The sequence below is a fragment of the Methylobacterium sp. J-088 genome (assembly GCF_022829295.1).
GTDB lineage: Bacteria > Pseudomonadota > Alphaproteobacteria > Rhizobiales > Beijerinckiaceae > Methylobacterium.
Genome location: NZ_JAKSYH010000098.1, coordinates 26,187 through 42,892, shown reverse-complemented (window position 1 = coordinate 42,892; position 16,706 = coordinate 26,187). Strand labels below are relative to the sequence as shown.

Here is a 16,706-nt window from a genome sequence, read left to right as displayed (position 1 = left end):
CTGGGGTGGTCACGCCGCCAAGAGCGCCGTCCATGTTCCCACCGCGTCGACCTGCTTGGCGCACACCAAAGTCCCGTCGGCCGAGCGGCGCACCTCGACGACGTGCGGCAGGCCTGCCGCTAAAGGCATGTCTAGACCAAGGTCGAAACCAACCCGGCCGTCTCCGACACCGACTGTTGCCACGTCCGCGCGGTACTCGTTAGCTACTGTGAAGGCCACCACAGCCCCGTCCACCAGCACGTCCAGGCACACTGGAGTGGCAGGCTGCGCGGCATCGTGAGCCCAGCCGCCCACGTGCAGCATGCCGTCCGTGCCGATCACGCAGCGGTCCAGCCAAGCCCGCACAGGGCTTAAGCCGCCGGTCTCACCCGCCCCGATCGCACGACGGGCCAAGCGCCCGCGCAGCGCAGCCAGGTCGGGGCCGAGCTCGGTCCGAGGAGCGTAGGGCTTGGGCGCCGCGCCCGCGTCGAGGGCTTGGATGCCGTCGAAGCCAACGCGCACGCCTCGAGCTGCCAGGAAGCTTTCAGCGGGAGTGCCCTCGGCCATGAGCAGGTCGTGACTATCGAGTTCGACGTGCCAGTAGGTCAAATCCGCGACAGCCTCGCCGCGGGTGATGCTGGTGCCGTTGACCAAGTGGCCGGCGGCCACAAACAGGCCGTCGAGCCACAGAGCGTGATCAGGCGAGAGCAGCAGGTCGCGGGTGGGTACGTTGTCGGCCAGAGCGTCCGCATTGATGCGCACGGGGCAATCGTGTTTCGGCGCTGTGGAGCCGGAATAGCTGCGCGAGCCAATCCAGCGGATCGAGCGGAGCTTGCCGTCGGCGGTAATGGCTAGATCACCCACACACAGACGCTCCACCGACACATCGTCGATAGTGACACCGCGTAGGACGCGAATGCGCGTGCCCGTCACGTAGCAGGGAACTGGACTGGCCGCCGGAGCCGCAGAAGGCGCTGGGGTCGGAGTTGGTGCAGGCGCCGCGGTGACCAAATTGATCCGCACGCTGCCGTTGCCAGTGCTGATCCCGGCCCCATCACGCGTCTCCGCGGCATTCAATGTACCTGCCGCTGCTAAGTACGATGTCCCACCGCCGCCGCCGGGGCCGTCTACGTAGGAGCCACTGCCGTATGCATTGCCACCTACGCCACCGGTGTTGCCGCCACCACCACCGCCACCGCCATAGTAGAAGCCGCCACCGCCGCCACCACCGAAACCGCCGATGCCATTGCTGATGCCGCTACCACCACCTGTATAGGTTGGGCTCGTTAGTCCGCCATTGGCGGTGAGGCTGCTCCCTCCATCGCTCGTCGCGCCCGCGCCGCCGCCGCCGCCGCCCCCGGGAATGAAAGTGCTAGTGCTAGTGCCAGCAGCGCCGCCAGCTCCAAGGGTAGTACCTACAGGATTAGCTTGTGCATTTAGGCCGGCAGCAGTGGATTGACCGGTAACGCTTCTCCCCCCGCCACCGCCGCCGCCTGCAATGAGTATAGGCGTGTAAGTAGTTCCGGCACCTGAATTAGCTAGAATTTCGGTAAAGCCGCCGCCGCCGCCGCCTTCTCTGCCTTGAGTACCAACGCCACCGACGATGATTTGAAGCTGCTGGCCCTGCACTAAGTTGAAGGTGGCGCCGACCTCTGCCCCGCTGCCACCGGTAGAAGCACCGTTAGACCCAGCCCCACCCCCGGCACCGAACCCCAATAGGTCATAGGTGCCTGTCACCGACACGGTATAGTTCTGGATCGCGCCGGTGAAGTTAAAGGTGATTGGGTTCATGGTCTCCCCAGCGGTTCGGCAACTGCCACGGGTGCGCCCCTTGGGGCCGCCCGATGTCGCACGTAGCGCGCGCCTGCTGTTAGCCTGATGGAGATGAGGTCGGTGAGTCGAGGGCTGCCGCGATCACGCAGCCGTTATCAGCCTTCTCAACCTACCGTTTTACTGGCGCCTGTGCTGTTCAAGCGACAGGCGCATTCCATGGCAACGCACTGGTCACGCCCGTTCCAGTAAGGCCACAAGCAGCGACCCGGCCGCGGCGACGACGTTCCCTCGCCCGCCCCAACACAGCGGCGGAACCTCAATCACCGTCGAGATCTCTGCCGCCACCTCCGGCAGCGCAGCCTCGAGCGTCCCGGCCTCGCGGTCCCGGTCATTCCCGCGCAACCATGTGACCTGACTGCCAGTGTGGTTCTCGGGGGCCGCCAGGGACGGCTCGGCATCGGCGCCTTCCTCAAGGTCCGTGCCCCCGTCCATGCGGTCGAGCACGGCGATGATGCGGTCCGCGGCGTCGAGGGCGACCTGTGCGGCCTCCTCCAAGCTGGCGCGGAGGGCTGCTCCGGCCAGCGGCTCCGGGATCGCCGGAGCGGCCGGTTTCGGACGCGGGGTGAAGGTGAGCACGTCGCCCATGGGGTGTCTCGGGTCTCGATTGGGGATGGCCCGGCTGGATCCGGCCGGGGCGGTACGCACGGCGACAGAGGGGCAGGTCAGGCGCTCTTCAGCGCCGCACCTGATCGGCGAGGCAGGCCGTGAGCTGCCCAATGAAGAACGCGGTCTCGTCCGTGTCCCCGTTGAGGATGATCCGCTCGGCGATCGACGCGAGGCGTTCCCTGCGGTCGTCCTGGCTAGCCGGCTGACGGCGCTGCATCTCGTCCGCGGCCGCACTCTCGACGTCGGTCAGGGCGTCGCCCAGCCAGTGCAGCAGGTGGCCGGCCCTGTTGTGGTGATCGCCGAAGAGGCTGCGGTCCCCGGACTGGCATGCCCCCTGACAGGACATGGAATAGGCCACGTCCGAGAGGGCGCGTGCCTTGTCGTGGAGCACCCGCAGTTCATCCAGCGTGGCTTGGGCGAAGTCGACCCGCTCGGCGATGCCGTAAGTGGTCCGTGGCGGGTTGCCCGGGTTCGCCTTTGAGGGCGTGCTGCCGTCCAGCAGCTCGCCCTTCCAGTTCACGCCCGCGAAGGCGCAGCAGGCCTCGATCAGGTAGCGGGCCGGCTTGTAGGGTAGGTCCTCGCCGTCGCCGAGCGTCTGCCCCGCCTCGTACTCCCCGCAGGTGAAGGCCATCACGAGCGAGGCGCGAGCCTTCACGGCGAGACCGAGCGGCGTCCGTGCCGGGGTGTGCCAGATCTTGTGGCAGATCGGATCGAGTTCGGCGCCCACGCCCTCGAACTGGCTGATGGCCTCGCGCACGCCGGGCTCGGCCCAGACGGCCTCAGAAGCGGCCCAGATGTCCTTCCCTCGCGCCTTGGCGTCCCGCTCTGCCCGCGAGAAGCGAGCTTGCGCATCCTTGTAGGCCGGCTCTGCCTGCCGCCAGCGGGTGTGCACCGCGTCCAGTTCCATCCCAAGGGCCAGGATCTCGGCATCGCCGCTCAGGGACGCGGCCTCGAAGATGTCGATCTTCAAGAGCCGGCGCAGCCGCTCCCGGCGCTCGGGGGCAGTGTCCGGCCGGACCTGCCGGTCGAATTCGCGCTGCGCGATGCAGTGCAGGCGGTCCAGCTCGACCCGCAGGGCGTGCGGGATGAGAGCGAAGTGCGTCGGCTCGATGGCGGGCGAAGCCATGAACCCGGGCGGCGGGCTGTACCAGTCGGTTGGTTCTGCGCCGGGCGCGGCCGCGACCTTCCCCTCGGCAACAAGGGCCCGGATGGATGCGCAGATGCCGCCGAGGGCAATCACGGCCTCGTCTTCAGCATCGTCGCCGCCCCGCTGACGGATGGCCTTGGGCAGGTAGTCGGCGAGCGCCATCAGCCCGGGCAGCGAAGTGGGCAGGCCACCGAGCAGGCGCATGAACGCCAGATCCTCAGCGCGGGCGAGAGCGACCGAGGACTGCTGCATCTCCTCGACGCCCGGCCCTGATCCCAGCCGGTCGTATTCAGCGTAGGCGGCTTGGTGGGACTCGATCAGCCCGAAGGCCGGATCCGGCTCGACCGCCTCGCTCTCGATCGCCTCGCCCCTGGGCAGCGTTCCATGAGCGCCGGCGGAGGCCAGGGCCTGAAGAGGTCCGAGGTCCAGATCGTGCTCGACCTGGGCCAGCCGCAGTTCACGCTCGGACGCCATGTGCAGGAGCCGCGCGCATTCGGCCGGGCCGATGTCGCCCGCCTCCCATGCCTTCCAGAGGGTGTCCTGGGTCCACCACTCCAGGGACGTGCGCTTGAGCTCGGGGTAGCCCTCGACGATGAGCCGCGAACGGCGAGTATCCTCGCGGCACGCCGCCTCGTACCGCGTCAGTGCCTCGGGGCTATCCGGTCGGGGCAGCGGCCGTGGCTCACGGCCTCCCTGCGCCCCGGCATCGAACAGGGGCGAGCTGGCGATCAGGTCGAGGACGCGCAGGTGCGCGGCCCCATCCTCTCCATCGTCGAGCTCGAACCCGCGCGCGGCGGAGAATTCAACCGCGTACTGGGCGAGCGCGGCACAGCCATGGGCCGTGGTCGGCACGGTCTTGAGCAGCACGTCTTCAATGTACCGGTTGAGCACGTCGAACGCCTCCTGCTGCTCCGGCAGGGCGTCGAGGCGGCCCTCGGGCTGGGGCAACGCCTCCGCAGCCTCGACGACTGCCACCAGCCGGCGGCATTCCTTGATCGCCGGAAGGATCGGATCCTGCGAGGCCAAGATGGAAGCCGGCGGTGCGCCGAGCACGTCCCGGGCAAGGGATTGGGCCATCTCCAGCGCCTCGGGCGACTGCACCGAGAACCGGTCCGACAGGATGGCGGCGGCCTTGGCCTGCAGGCCGATAAGGCTGTCCGCGGGCGTGTTGGTGAGGACGTCGGCCGCCCTGTCCGCCGCGGCATCGAGGATGCCGTAGCCCGGCACGTCATCGAGGTCCTGGCCCGGCGCGGTCGGGATGGCGGCGATCGTCGCCTCCACGCGCTGAAGTTCGGCGGCCGCCACGGTCAGGGCGGCGTCGGCCAGTGTGGGAGGGTCCGCGGTCGCGGCGTCGGCGGCCGGCCGGGAGGCAGCGAGACGGGCGGCGGTCTCGGCGGCGCGCTCACGCAGGGTGAGGCGGGTGGGGTCGCGGCCGATGAGGCGCTGCAGGGAGGTGCGCAGGGTCATGTCGTGGATCTCCGGATGAGGTCCGCGAGCGCCTGGCCCGCGGCAGGTTGCGGGTCGGGTCAGAGCAGGGTGGCGAGGCCGGTCAGCACCATGCCGCCGCCGATGATGAAGGCCGCGGCCAGCAGCTCGCCGGCGACGTCGAGGAAGCGCAGGGACCGGCTGTGCGCGGTGTCAGGGCGGACTGGTGCCACGGCCTCCCAAGCCTCGATGCCACCGGGCACGGGCTCGTTGGGCAGGTTGAGGTAGCGGCCATCGGCCGAGAGCCGGCGGCGGCCGGTGCGGGGGCTGTCGCTGCGGACCGGGGCGGGCTGGCTGAAATTCGGGATGCGGGCATAGGACATCGTTCGCGCTCCTGACGGGGCTCGTGGCGGTGGGTCGGTGGTGGTGGTTGCGCTCCCCGGATCGGGGGAGCGGGTCAGATCAGGCGGCGGGCGGCGCCATGCCTGAATTCAGGGCCCAAGCGGGGTGATCGCCATCGGGGCCGTAGAGGTCGGGGAACAGCACCCACAGGCGCTGCTCGATGCGGGTCAGCAGATCGCTGCCCACGCTCATGGCGTCGTCGCGCAAGGCGTCGTCGTAGAACCGATCGTGCCCCCCGTGCATGTCACCGGAGACGTACTCGGCCAGCACCATGCCGATGACGGCCGCGCCAATCTCGGCCTGTGTGGCGGGCGAGAGTAGGTGCCACGCCTCTGCGAGCGAGAACGGCAGGGGCAGGCGCGACCAGAGCGCGACATGATCCGGCAGACGGGGGGTGTCGTCGCCGCGGAGGAACGTCGGCGCCATGTTGGCGGCCACGTTCGCGGGGGTTGCGGCTGCCGCGAGGAGGCCGGCGGCGAGCGCGCGGCGGTTGATGCGGTTGGACATCGCGGCGGCTCCTCAGTGACCGGCGGGGGCTTTGACGAAGGCGCGGGTCACGGGGTGACGCCAGCGGCGGGTTCGTTCGCACCAGAGCGGGGAGGCATTGTTCCCGGCTGGAATAATGGCCGGCGCGAGGGCCACACCGCGGAAAGCCGGCAGCTCGGGGAACCCGTTCTCCTCGATGTACGATGCGAGGAACGCTGTCCCGGTGCAGAGGCCGGCGATTGAGAAGGCGGCGAGAGCGGCGAGCATGGATGCGGCTCCTCAGTGCGCAGCGGCGCGGTGGGCGGCCTTGGCGACTTGCCAAGCGGCCTTGAGCGCGGAGGACATCGCCACACGGCGGGAGACGCTACAACGCTCCATAATGCCGGGAGCGGCGCGGCAGGCGGCGGCCATGATGGCGGCGCGGTCGTACTGGCCGGAGACGACGAGGGGGCGCTTGGCGGCGTGGAACTGAACGAAGGCGCGAGCCGAGAGGAGACCGGCGGGGATCGTGGGCTTGCTGTCGTGCAGCGAGCGGGAGATGCGGTTCCAAGAGACGGTGCGGTTGGACATTGGCGGGCAACCCGACTATGTATGCGGGCAACCCCGCTGTGTGTTTCATACACATAGCCGTGTCGGTGTGTACCGTCAACCTCTAAATGTGTGTGGCAAACATCAATGTTGGTGACGGGCAATCAGCTCAAAGCCGCACGCGCGCTCTCGGGCATCGAGCAAGCCGACCTCGCCACCCGGGCGGATCTGCACGTCAACACCATCCGCAAGATGGAAGCGAAGGGACCGGCCGAGATTACGAGCGGCGCCGATGTGGTGCGGCGGGTCCAGTGCGCGCTTGAGGCGGCCGGTGTCGAGTTCCTCAACCATGGGCGCCCTGGCGTGCGGCTCCGGGGCGAGCCGCAGACATGACGCATCGGTTCGGCCTCGCCCTGGACGTGCTTTCGGCTATCGCAGCGGCTTGTGCGGCCGCCTTCTGGTGGCTGTCGGCAGCGGTTCCTGTCCCAACCGAAATCATCCTGACGGCTGATGGCGGGGGTTGGCAGCCAATCACCAATGCGATGCGCGATCAGGGAACGTGGGGCAGCTATGGCGCGGCAGGCGCAGCCGTGGCTGCTGGCCTTCAAGCTGTAGCTATCATCGCTCGGCGTGCGGTTCGAAATTGAGCGCCGGTTCAACAGGATGGCCGGGCGGCCATATCATCACGGCTCGCCCGGCCTTGCGCACATCCCGACCGCTCCGCGGCTGGTGCGCCCCAGATAGCCCAGCCGAGGCCCTACCGCCACGCGTCCACATGACCACGTTACAACGTGGTAGCGCGATCCCGTTGCCAGTTCCCGCGTGGTGGTCTAAGGTCCGATAAGAAGGCATTATCGGACACTAGAACATGAGCAAGCTGCGGTCGTGGGACGGCTATCCGTTCCAGCATGGCGGCCAGCACTACACGATGGTGGGCCTGCGCACTTCCGACGGCTGGGTGCTGTACGTGAACAGTTGCCCAGACGGCGCAATGGCGGAGGAGACGGGGCACCGCACCTATCTTCGGGGTTCGGCCTCCCCTGACGATCTGCGAGCGGCGGCGCACGAACTCCAACGGCGCATCGAAACCGGCGACGCTCCCGACGAGGACCCAGGCAATGGGAACTGATCTCGCGCACCCCGCTCCAACCGGCCTACACGCTTTCGCCGATCAGGCTCGCCATTATGCCGACCAGTCTCGGGCTGCGAACACGCGCCGAGCCTATGCGTCGGACGTGCGGGCCTTCGCCGATTGGTGCGAAGCGCGGGGCGAAGGTTCGATGCCTGCGAGTCCGGCCGCCGTGCTGGCCTACCTCATCGACCACGCGACCACGTTGAAAGTTGCCACGTTACAACGTCGTCTTGCCGCGATCCGCGAGCAGCACGCCGCGGCTGGGCTCGATCTCGACACGTCGTCAGCCGCCTTTCGCGACACGTGGCGGGGGATCAAGCGGGCGCACGGCCAGCCGGCGGCGAAGAAACGGCCTCTGATGACGGTGGATCTCCGGCGCGCGGTCGCGACGCTGCCCGACACCCTGGCCGGCAAGCGCGATCGGGCGCTCATCCTCGTGGGGTTCGCCGCGGCGCTGCGGCGGTCCGAACTGGCGGGGCTCGAGGTTTCGCGCCGGGACGGAGGGGCGTGGGTCGAGGAGCGGCCCGACGGCCTGGTGATCCACCTCGCCCGCAGCAAGACCGATCAATCGGGCGAGGGCGCCGAGATAGGCGTGCCCTATGGCTCGAACATGGAGACGTGCCCGGTGCGCAGCTATCGAGCCTGGATCAAGGCGGCGCGGTTGAAGGAAGGCCCGGCCTTCCGTCCGATCGACAGGCACGGGCGCATCGGGACCGAGGCAGTGACAGACCGTGCGGTCGCTCGGATCGTACAGCGCACGGTCGAGGCAGCTGCTCTGGCGGAAGGCCACACGCCGGAGGAGGCGCGCCGGCTCGCGGCTGCCTATGCGGGCCACTCGCTCCGTTCGGGGCTCGCCACGTCGGCCGCAGCCAACGACGCGCCGGGCCATGCCATCCAGCGGCAGCTCCGGCACAAGCGGTTCGACACGACGAGCGGCTACATCCGGTCCGGGCAAATCTTCAAGCAGAACCCTGCCGGGATGGCGGGGCTGTGATGCGGGTACTGGTCCTCACCACACAAAAGGGCGGTTCGGGAAAATCAACCTTAGCCGCTTCGCTCGCCGTCGCTGCGATGCAGGACGGGGAGACGGTGGCTGCGCTCGATGCGGACCCGCAGGCGTCGCTTGCCGGCTGGGGGAAGCGCCGCGAGGCGAACGGGCTGGACGTGCAGCGCGTCGAGCCGTCGGCGTTCGCCGGTACGCTCGGGCGGATCCGTAGCAGCGGGGCGGTCTCGCTCGCGATCGTGGATACGCCCGGTCGGTTCGGTCCCGACGTGGCGCTCGTGCTGCGGGAGGCCACTTTGTGCCTCCTGCCGGTCAAGCCGTCCATCCTCGATGTCGAGGCATCGCGGCCGACGGTCGAGCAACTGCGACTCCTCGGCAAGCCATTCGCCTTCGTGCTCAACCAGTGCAACCCGACCACGCAGGCCCGCACGCTCGACGCCGCGACGGCTCTGGTGAGCACCGGATCGCTGGCGCCGTCCATGGTGGCGACACGCTCCGATTTTCTCGACTCAATGACGACGGGGCAGGGCGTCACGGAACTGGCGCCCAAAGGTAAGGCGGCCGTTGAGGTCCGACTGCTCTGGCAGTGGATCAAGGCGCAGCTCGGAGGCGCGAAGGCATGAGCAAGAAACCCCGCCCGTCCATCAACGACCAGCTCGCCAGGATCGCCGCGGCAGCGCCAACTGCAGAGCCACAACGTGAAGCCGTGGCAACAGTTCAACGTGACGACGTGACCACGTTACAGCGTGAGGACGTGGCAACACTGTCGCGTGGTAAAACGGAAACGGTTTCCGTTTCAGACGAGCCGGCTGGCCCCGAGGGGTACAAGCGCCGCGTCCGGTACGAGAAGCCTCACGCCTCGATCTACGCGCACCCCAAGGTGTTCAAAGCGCTTCGGGAGATTGCAGCGGCGACCGACTGCAAGCCTCACGATCTTTACATCGAGGGTCTGCGGCTCGTGCTGCGGCAGCACGGGCGAGATTTCGACGCGCTGAACCGGGGTGAATAACCACGTGGTCACGTTTCAACGTGGATTGATCTCGCCCGCATCATGGATCAGTCGGGCCACCGGGATCCGCGCACGGTGGTCGGCTCCATCCGGCGGGCGAACGCCTTCAAGGGGCACTCGGGGAGCGGGTTTCTGTGAGTGATAACGAAGATCCTGAGCGGTCGAGTCCTCAACTGCCGCAGCACCCCGGCACTACACCTGCCCAAAGCTTTGCGATGATGCTTGAACAGAGCTGCAAATCTTTTGAGGCATTGCAGAGCCTTATATCAGGGCGAACCAAAATAATTAGCACCGATTTCGATGTTGGCTCAACAGTGCAGACCGCACTCGCCCAATCATTCCTTTTTTATACCTCGCGGTCATACCGAATACTCAGATCGGTAAAAGGCGCTTTTGGCTTGCCTCGCGATGTTCGGAAAGAATTTGAGAGAGTGGTCGCCCCTGTTGTCACAGTTCGTGATGTCAACGAGCACGGTTTCGATATAAGCCGGGCATCGGGAAAAGTGTCAAAGCCGTCCATGCATGCCCATTCCGAGCATAGTGCAGCACTGGATGAAACTTCTATGATTATACTTGATGAGCACACCATACTTATGGGGCCGCTTAATCTTTGTGACGTGTACAAGCCGGTGGAGGCAATGCGAGCGGTAGCAGGGTTTCAGGCTCTCTTTTGGCAGGATCGCCTCCAGTCTGAGCTGTCTCACACCCGCCAGGATCCGCCCCCGGTTCGCACCGACTTGTAGCCGCTGAGACCGCCGCTGGGCTTCGCCGGGGCCTTCGGCGCGATGCCAGGGCGGGCACGGTCGAGGAGCTGTCCTACGAGGGCAATGGCGTCGACCTGATCGTCGTGGACACCCGCAGGGAAGCGCAGCAGCTCGGCCTCGAAGTCCTTCCGCCACGGGGCATCGTGCGGAATGTAGAGGCCCTTCATCGACATGCGGGCGCGGATAGACTGAGCGCGTACGGCCTTGTCGCCGCGCGTCGGGAACTGCTTGCGGACGCAGTACGCCTTCGCCTCGCGGGCGGCCGCGTCCATCATTGGCCCGAGTGCGGAGCGGATCTGACCCGTCTCCTCAGCCCATTCCATTGGGCGCCACTTCTTCACCAGATCGCAGTAGGCCGCGATCCACTCGCCGCTGTCGGCCTGCTTCCGCCAGAGGTCGAGCACGTGCATGTTGCCGGCCGGGTCGAGCCCCACGACGATGTGCACCGTGTAGTCGCCCCCGTCTCGGGTCACGGCATAGTCGCTCCCCCCGTACACGTTCAGGGTCTCGCGGGCCGGGGTGCCCTTGCTGAGCCGGATCCAGTCGCGCTCGAAGTAGCTGCCGCCCTCCGGCACCGGCACCTGCTGGTACAGGCTCGCCCAGGTGCGGGTGTCGACCTCCTCCTTCCGACGACGGAGCTGTGCCCCGTAGCCGTACTCGCCGTCTTCCCAGAGGAATTCGCCCATCTGCCGCCCGAGCGGGTCGCCGAGCCCGGCCTGCGCCGGCAGGGACAACACGCGGTAGGGGCGGGCGATGTCGTCCAACTGCCGGATGATGCGGCCGGCCAAGTCGTCGTCATGCCAGCGGGTGTGCATGATGACCTTCTTTGCCCCGGGCTTGAGACGGGTCGAGAAGTCGTCGCTGTACCAGTCCCACGTCCGATCGCGCATGCGCCGGCTCTCCGCGTCCTCGCGGCTGCCGAAGGGATCGTCGATGATGCCGAGGTCCGCGCGGAAGCCCGCGATGCCGACACCCACACCCACGGCATAGTACTCGCCGCCGGCCGTGGTCGCCCAACGGTTCGCCGCCTGGCTGTCGTCGGACAGGGCGACGCCAAGGTCCTGACCGTGCTCCACGATCAGGTTGCGGGTCTTCCTGCCGAACCGCTCGGCCAACTCCGAGGAGTGCGAGGCCGTGAGCACGTTCCGCTCGGGGTGGCGGGCCACGTACCACGCCGGGAACAGGTGGTTGGTGTAGATGCTCTTGCCGGAGCCGGGCGGCATGAACACCAACAGGGTGTCGGTGTCGGGGTCGCTCTCCAGCAACTCCAGTTCGGCAATCAGGTGCTCGTGATGGTTCGCTGGCGTGTAACCGGCGGCCACAGCCCACGCGACCATAGAGTCCTGAATGTCAGTGCGTCGTTGGCGGCGTTTCGCTTCCGTCGTCAGCAGCCGAACCCGCTCCCTCGCGGCTGAGATGTCGGACGAGTTCGACGGCCTCGGCGAGTTCTGACCCAAGCTCGGCATCGGTGAGGTCTCCAACAGGATCAACGGTGATGTGCTGGGCCGGCTTGCCCCATGCGCGGTCGAGGATGTGGCTGGCGGCGGTGACGCGGGCGGCGGCCGGGGCCTCGTCGTTGCGCATGACGCCGGCCAAGGTTTCGAGGGCTTCGCGCGTGTAGCCGCGGGCCAGTGCCTTCACGTCGTCGGGCAGGCGGGGGCGGCCGCCGGGGTTGCCAGACTGGCCGGGGGCGAAGGGCTTGAGATTGGTCGGCTTGCTCATGGTCTTGGCTGAAATCTATCGGGACTGCGAGGGTATATAGGATCTGCCTATCATTCGCTCAGAACAACGGCTTGAACAGTGGTCGCGGGTGTGTCGAGGAAGGCGGCGCGCAGCCCATCCGCGAGCCCCTGCAACGCGGCGGCTGCGGCCTGCTGGCGGACCTCGTTGGCGTCGCCCCGAACCTCAATCGTGACGGCGGCAGTCAGGGCGGCTTGCCGGGCGGCCTCGATGCCGGCGGTGAAAGCGGCTTGCTCGCGTGGGGTCATGCCTGCGCCCTCCCGATCCCGGCCCATGCGGTTTCGAGCGCCATGGCTCGCCAGTCCGCGTGACTAGGGTCTATCTCTGCGATCTCTACGGACAGGGCGGTGAAGTCCGCGTGCGGGTTGGCGGCGTGCAGGGCGTGACCGATCCGGCGCAGTTCGGCGCGGCAGGCGGTTCCGATTGGGTCTGCAGCGAGGCCTGGCGCGTCGAGGGCGTCCGTCGCTCCCGGCTGGCCGGCATCCATGAACGGGCGGCTTCGGAACGCGGCGAGCTTGAGGGCGAACCGCTGGCGGTCGGCCTTCACGATGACGCGCAGCAGGGCATCGGCGGCGGCCTCAATGGGGGTTGCAGGCTGGCTCATGCTTGAACCTCCGGCTGGGGTGCTCTGAACGGCACGCGCAGGGCCACGGCGAGTTCTGCGGCGGCCTCGGGACCGAAGGTAGCGGCGGCCTCGGCCACAAGCTCGTGACGCTCAGTCTCGGCCATGCTGCTGTCGTCGGCGGGGTCGTTCTCGGGACCAGGGCGGCGGGGATCGGGCTTGCGGCGGGGCATGATGGCTCCTCAGGCTGCGGTTCGATTGAGAGCGAGGTACGAGGCCCAGATGCGGCGCTTATCGAGCGCATCCAGGCCGGACAGGGCCGTGAGGGCGGACGGCAGCAGGCCAGGATCCCGCTCGGCCCGTAGCAGCAGATCGGCGAGGGCCTGACCACGCGGGCCGGTGCTGAGATGCACAACGGCCCTCAAGCATCGCAGCCGCGCCTTGCGCTCGGCCGGGTCGATGTCGGGGCGGAACGGTCCCCAGGCTTCATCGGCGGGGATCACCAGGCGCCCCCGTTCCGACCCAGATAGGGGTTTGACGGGTTTAAGGGGTCTGTTTTGGCCGCTACACGCAAACTGTCATGTACGTGTGCGCTTGCGGGTGCGGGCACACCCGCAACATGCATGCGCAAATTGATCCTGACAGTTCTTCGCGTTGGGATGAAACAAACCCCTAAAATCCCTGAAACCCCTAAATCTGGCGCCCGCATCAGAACACCGGTTCTGCAGAGGCCCGGTAATCGGGCGCGGGCCTCCCGCCAGGGAAGCCGTCTTCCGCGCCGACCCGGCAGAGCGAGAAGCGGTTTCCGTTGCTGCTGTCGGCGCGCATTTCGATCCGGTAGCCGCCGACGACGCGTCCCTTGATCCGGGACAGCCACTTGCCGAGACGGCGTGTGTTCACGGCGCCGCCATCGCCGGCCTGCCGCAGCAGGAGGTCGCGGAACTCCGGGGCTCGGAACTCCTGGGTGTTGTAGTCGAAGCTTGATCCGGGGCCCTTCTCGCACGCGGCTTTGACGATGGCGTTCGTGGTACAGCCGCTCGACAAGGTTAGGTGCTCGCGCCAGTGCTCGAACAGTTCGCGGATGGCGGACAGCTCCGGGTCCTCCTCGCGGGCCGTCTCCATGCTCACGACCGGATCATCATGGCCGAGCCAGACGAGCGGCGAGCGCACCATGGCGGACCAATCCTCGTAGCTCCCGAGCGAGCCGCAGACGGTCGGCGAGCCGGCGACCTGATAGGCGCGGATCACGGTGAGCGCGGCGGCCACGTAGGCCCCGCGATCGGCCATCACGCGGTCGATCGGGTTGAAGCTGAAATCCCGCAGCTCGGGGCGGTCCATCTCGGCGTCGAGAGAGCAGATCACCGCGCGGCGGGTCATGTCGCCCGTGAGCACGAGGTTGTTGCCGGTGGCGAAGGTGGTCGATCGGCATTCGAGCTCCGGCGCCTCGGACTTGCCGAGGATCCGGACCCGGACCAGGGGGCGCTCGGTAAGCTGGCAGAGCATGTCGCCGCCCAACTCGCCGTTCACGTTGTCGATGCTGACCACAGGCACCGCATCGCGCAGCAGGGCGCCCAGGCGCTTCTCGGTCTCCTCCTCGGTCTTGCCGGCGGCGATCACCGGGCAGCGCCGGCCGGTAGCGATGACGGCCGCGAGGTCCACCAAGAAGCTCTTGCCGGTGCCTGGGCTGTGCGCCCGGATGGCGTGGAGCGGCGCCGTCGGCAGGACGCCGCGGACCAGTGCCGTCAGGATGCCGGACAGGGCCACTGCGCGGTCGGTAGGGCTGACGAACGGGAACCCGACCAGCAGCGCCTCAATGAACGCCAGGGCTGCGGCCGCCTCGTTCCGATCCGGGCGCTCCATCAGATCCGGCATGGTGAAGCCGGGATCGTGCGCCAGGTAGAGCCGCGTCGCGGCGTCGTAGCCGGCGGCGGTGAGCAGCGAGCCGTCCGGCCGCAGCGTCGGTGTAGTGATGATGCCGGCCACCGGCGGGACGCGCCATTGCCCCTCGCGGGCCAGCAGCGTCAGGGTCATTTCGCTGGGTGGGTTGATGTCCAGCCAGTCCTCGGCGCGCCAGTCGAACCGCTGCACCCGCATGATGCGGGCGGCCATGTCGGCGAGGCTCACGGCCACCAGAGGGCTCATCCGCGCCACGGTGGTCATCTGCCCCTTCGCGGCTGGCACCTCGTCGATCACGGGCCGCACGAGGGCGCCGGCTCGAGAATAGATCTGCACCCCTGCCGACAGCAGCAGCAATTCCATGCGGTCGACTGCCTCCGGCACCTTGCCGGCGACGAACCGCACGATCGGCCTGCCGTCGTCCTCCTCGCTCGGGGCGGCTTCCGGATCCGCGCTGGCGCGACGCTCGGCGCGATCCTTCTTCGGGGCACCGGATCGGCCAGCGCCCGGGCGCTTCCATCCGTTCTCGGCGGCGTGCCAGAACAGGGTGGCAATGGTGACGCTACGGCCCTGCGCGAAAGCCGAGTATTTCCCCGCGGTGTGGGCCGCATCATCCTTCGGGGACGTGGCGGACCAGCTTTCCCATAGCCCGCGCCCGGCCTCGCCGAGACCGTGATAGAGCGCGTATCCGATCCGGATCCACCCGTCGTAGTCGAAGTCGTTCGGGATGCTGCGCAGCGCGTCGGCTACGGTCTCGTAGTCGGGCTTTTCATGCAGGCCGAACCCGCCCGCTTTCCGGCCCTTGGTCTCTTGCCTCGCCTGGGTCTTCCCTTGTTGCTTGCGCTCGCTCCGTGTTGCCGCGCCAGCCTTTCGCAGCATCACCTCGGCTTCGGCCACGAAGTCGCGCAGGGCGTCCTCGGTGATCTCGGGCAGGTCGGCGAAGGGAACCGTGAGCGGCGAGGCGTCCGGCCAGCGGTAGGGCGCGGCGGTCTCGGGGTGGATGCCGAAGCTGACGAAGTGCTGTCCGCTCAGCAGCACCTCGACCTTGGTATCCTTCTCCTTCGGGTCGTCGGTGAAAAACAGGGCCGGGGTCTGGATCTTCTTGAGTGGGATTGCGAGCCGGTAGCCGAGCAGTAGCTTCGGCTCGCGGCCGATCCGAACGAGCGGTGTATGCCCGAGCATGTCGCGAGCCCGATCAGCAACTGCCGCAGCCAGTTCCGCCACTCTCACGTCGATGTCGACGCCAGCCAGCCGGCCGCATAGCAGGCCGGTGTTAGTGCTGTCGGGGTAGCTCCTCGACCAGCGGCGGATTTCATCTGCCGACGCATTGAGACACCTGCGCTCCCAGGCCGGCATGACTGGCCGTTTACCGGCCGAGCTGACGTCCATGCTCGGGCTGGAGACCGGCACCGGGTGGTAGCCGTTTTCACGGAGGGCAAGGCGCAGGTCGGTCTCTGACGGAAAAGCGTGTGCCGTCATGCTGCACCTCCGAAATGGTGAGAGGGATCTTCGAAAGTCGCGTTGAGGCGCACCGCAGCGTCACGGGCGATCCGCACGGCCTCGTCGAGTGAGAAGGCGGTTCCTACGAGCGCGCCGGAGTTGCCAGAAGCGGACGTGTGATCGATCCGCCAGCACCCGCCGCCCTCGCTGTCCGGCCAGATGCTGATTTCGCCGGGTCGGTGCGGGTACGGTTCGGCCAGTCCGACGGCCAACGGCGTGTCGCGCCAGGTCACGGGGATGCCGTACCGTTTGGCGTAGGCGCGGGCGTCCGACATGGCGTGATGCTGGTCGGGCGTGCGCTCCAGGGCGGTGAAGTAGCCGGTCGGGAGGCGCAGCCAGGCCACCCAGAAATCGACCTGCGGGGCGACGATCACCTCGACGGCGATCGGGGTCTTTCGGGTCGAGAGTGGGCTGGGAAAGGCGACGACTTTGCTCATGCCGCCTCCCCGCGCTTCACGGTTTCGGGGCGGGCGAACGCCGAACACCAGTCGTTGCCGAGCACGTCAGGCCACAGGGCGTCGCCGGTCTTCTTATCCCGGCGCGGGGGCTTGGCGCGGCAGTCGCCGCGGGGCTGCTCGCCGATCGCGCCGAGGATCCCGCGGCCGCCGTAGACGTAGGCCGTGCTGTTCTGAGCGAAGTGCTGGCACCAAGCGCAGGCTTTGGCTTTGCGTGGAGGTTTGATGAGGTGGCGCAT

The 16,706-nt window shown here is 67.8% G+C and carries 23 protein-coding genes; 7 read left to right on the top strand and 16 right to left on the bottom strand.

Annotated elements, in window-relative coordinates; genetic code table 11:
• Window positions 1–9: 9 nt before the first annotated feature.
• The 7 genes from MKK63_RS31685 to MKK63_RS11140 form a co-directional block, all read right to left on the bottom strand.
• Window positions 10–1,770, bottom strand: a complete 1,761-nt coding sequence (locus tag MKK63_RS31685; protein WP_279574624.1) for a Hint domain-containing protein — start codon at window positions 1,768–1,770, stop codon at window positions 10–12.
• A 213-nt stretch (window positions 1,771–1,983) separates the two neighbouring features.
• Window positions 1,984–2,397 (bottom strand): hypothetical protein, encoded by a 414-nt coding sequence (locus MKK63_RS11165; RefSeq protein ID WP_244001636.1) that lies wholly within the window; start codon window positions 2,395–2,397, stop codon window positions 1,984–1,986.
• Between the two features lie 88 nt (window positions 2,398–2,485).
• Window positions 2,486–5,032: a hypothetical protein gene (locus tag MKK63_RS11160; RefSeq protein ID WP_244001634.1), complete on the bottom strand. Its 2,547-nt coding sequence runs from the start codon at window positions 5,030–5,032 to the stop codon at window positions 2,486–2,488.
• Between the two features lie 59 nt (window positions 5,033–5,091).
• A complete protein-coding gene (locus tag MKK63_RS11155) occupies window positions 5,092–5,373 on the bottom strand; it encodes a hypothetical protein (protein ID WP_244001632.1) in 282 nt (93 codons plus the stop codon).
• Window positions 5,374–5,452: 79 nt separating this feature from the next.
• Entirely contained in the window at window positions 5,453–5,899 is a 447-nt protein-coding gene (locus tag MKK63_RS11150; RefSeq protein WP_244001630.1) for a hypothetical protein, read from the bottom strand.
• Between the two features lie 12 nt (window positions 5,900–5,911).
• On the bottom strand, window positions 5,912–6,145 hold the full coding sequence (locus MKK63_RS11145) for a hypothetical protein (RefSeq protein ID WP_244001628.1): 234 nt from the start codon (window positions 6,143–6,145) through the stop codon (window positions 5,912–5,914).
• A 12-nt stretch (window positions 6,146–6,157) separates the two neighbouring features.
• Window positions 6,158–6,448 (bottom strand): hypothetical protein, encoded by a 291-nt coding sequence (locus MKK63_RS11140; RefSeq protein WP_244001626.1) that lies wholly within the window; start codon window positions 6,446–6,448, stop codon window positions 6,158–6,160.
• A 105-nt stretch (window positions 6,449–6,553) separates the two neighbouring features.
• Here MKK63_RS11140 and MKK63_RS11135 point away from each other — a divergent pair, with 105 nt between their 5' ends.
• The 7 genes from MKK63_RS11135 to MKK63_RS11105 all read left to right on the top strand — a co-directional run bounded on the left by MKK63_RS11135 (window position 6,554) and on the right by MKK63_RS11105 (window position 10,293).
• Window positions 6,554–6,799, top strand: coding sequence for a helix-turn-helix transcriptional regulator (locus tag MKK63_RS11135; RefSeq protein ID WP_244001623.1), 246 nt, complete (start codon window positions 6,554–6,556; stop codon window positions 6,797–6,799).
• Complete coding sequence (locus MKK63_RS11130; protein ID WP_244001622.1) at window positions 6,796–7,053, top strand: hypothetical protein; 258 nt, start codon at window positions 6,796–6,798, stop codon at window positions 7,051–7,053. The genes MKK63_RS11135 and MKK63_RS11130 overlap by 4 nt, the downstream gene beginning before the upstream one ends.
• 221 nt (window positions 7,054–7,274) lie before the next feature.
• Window positions 7,275–7,535, top strand: coding sequence for a hypothetical protein (locus tag MKK63_RS11125; RefSeq protein ID WP_244001620.1), 261 nt, complete (start codon window positions 7,275–7,277; stop codon window positions 7,533–7,535).
• Window positions 7,525–8,532: a tyrosine-type recombinase/integrase gene (locus tag MKK63_RS11120; protein WP_244001618.1), complete on the top strand. Its 1,008-nt coding sequence runs from the start codon at window positions 7,525–7,527 to the stop codon at window positions 8,530–8,532. The genes MKK63_RS11125 and MKK63_RS11120 overlap by 11 nt, the downstream gene beginning before the upstream one ends.
• A complete protein-coding gene (locus MKK63_RS11115) occupies window positions 8,532–9,164 on the top strand; it encodes a ParA family protein (protein ID WP_244001616.1) in 633 nt (210 codons plus the stop codon). Before MKK63_RS11120 ends, MKK63_RS11115 begins: the two co-directional genes overlap by 1 nt.
• Window positions 9,161–9,550, top strand: coding sequence for a hypothetical protein (locus MKK63_RS11110; protein ID WP_244001614.1), 390 nt, complete (start codon window positions 9,161–9,163; stop codon window positions 9,548–9,550). Before MKK63_RS11115 ends, MKK63_RS11110 begins: the two co-directional genes overlap by 4 nt.
• A gap of 134 nt (window positions 9,551–9,684) precedes the next feature.
• Window positions 9,685–10,293, top strand: coding sequence for a hypothetical protein (locus MKK63_RS11105; RefSeq protein WP_244001612.1), 609 nt, complete (start codon window positions 9,685–9,687; stop codon window positions 10,291–10,293).
• Here the strand turns inward: MKK63_RS11105 and terL are convergent.
• The 9 genes from terL to MKK63_RS11060 all read right to left on the bottom strand — a co-directional run bounded on the left by terL (window position 10,251) and on the right by MKK63_RS11060 (window position 16,706).
• Window positions 10,251–11,651 carry a phage terminase large subunit gene (gene terL / locus MKK63_RS11100; RefSeq protein ID WP_244001596.1) on the bottom strand — a complete coding sequence of 467 codons (1,401 nt, stop codon included), beginning with the start codon at window positions 11,649–11,651 and terminating at the stop codon, window positions 10,251–10,253. The genes MKK63_RS11105 and terL overlap by 43 nt on opposite strands.
• 13 nt (window positions 11,652–11,664) lie before the next feature.
• Complete coding sequence (locus MKK63_RS11095) at window positions 11,665–12,036, bottom strand: DUF5681 domain-containing protein (RefSeq protein ID WP_244001593.1); 372 nt, start codon at window positions 12,034–12,036, stop codon at window positions 11,665–11,667.
• A gap of 50 nt (window positions 12,037–12,086) precedes the next feature.
• Window positions 12,087–12,302 carry a hypothetical protein gene (locus MKK63_RS11090; RefSeq protein ID WP_244001591.1) on the bottom strand — a complete coding sequence of 72 codons (216 nt, stop codon included), beginning with the start codon at window positions 12,300–12,302 and terminating at the stop codon, window positions 12,087–12,089.
• Complete coding sequence (locus MKK63_RS11085) at window positions 12,299–12,658, bottom strand: hypothetical protein (RefSeq protein WP_244001589.1); 360 nt, start codon at window positions 12,656–12,658, stop codon at window positions 12,299–12,301. The genes MKK63_RS11090 and MKK63_RS11085 overlap by 4 nt, the downstream gene beginning before the upstream one ends.
• Window positions 12,655–12,849, bottom strand: a complete 195-nt coding sequence (locus MKK63_RS11080; RefSeq protein WP_244001587.1) for a hypothetical protein — start codon at window positions 12,847–12,849, stop codon at window positions 12,655–12,657. Before MKK63_RS11080 ends, MKK63_RS11085 begins: the two co-directional genes overlap by 4 nt.
• 9 nt (window positions 12,850–12,858) lie before the next feature.
• Window positions 12,859–13,119 (bottom strand): hypothetical protein, encoded by a 261-nt coding sequence (locus MKK63_RS11075; protein WP_244001585.1) that lies wholly within the window; start codon window positions 13,117–13,119, stop codon window positions 12,859–12,861.
• Between the two features lie 205 nt (window positions 13,120–13,324).
• On the bottom strand, window positions 13,325–15,991 hold the full coding sequence (locus MKK63_RS11070; protein ID WP_279574623.1) for a PriCT-2 domain-containing protein: 2,667 nt from the start codon (window positions 15,989–15,991) through the stop codon (window positions 13,325–13,327).
• Window positions 15,988–16,449: a hypothetical protein gene (locus MKK63_RS11065; protein WP_244001583.1), complete on the bottom strand. Its 462-nt coding sequence runs from the start codon at window positions 16,447–16,449 to the stop codon at window positions 15,988–15,990. Before MKK63_RS11065 ends, MKK63_RS11070 begins: the two co-directional genes overlap by 4 nt.
• Complete coding sequence (locus MKK63_RS11060; protein WP_244001582.1) at window positions 16,446–16,706, bottom strand: hypothetical protein; 261 nt, start codon at window positions 16,704–16,706, stop codon at window positions 16,446–16,448. Before MKK63_RS11060 ends, MKK63_RS11065 begins: the two co-directional genes overlap by 4 nt.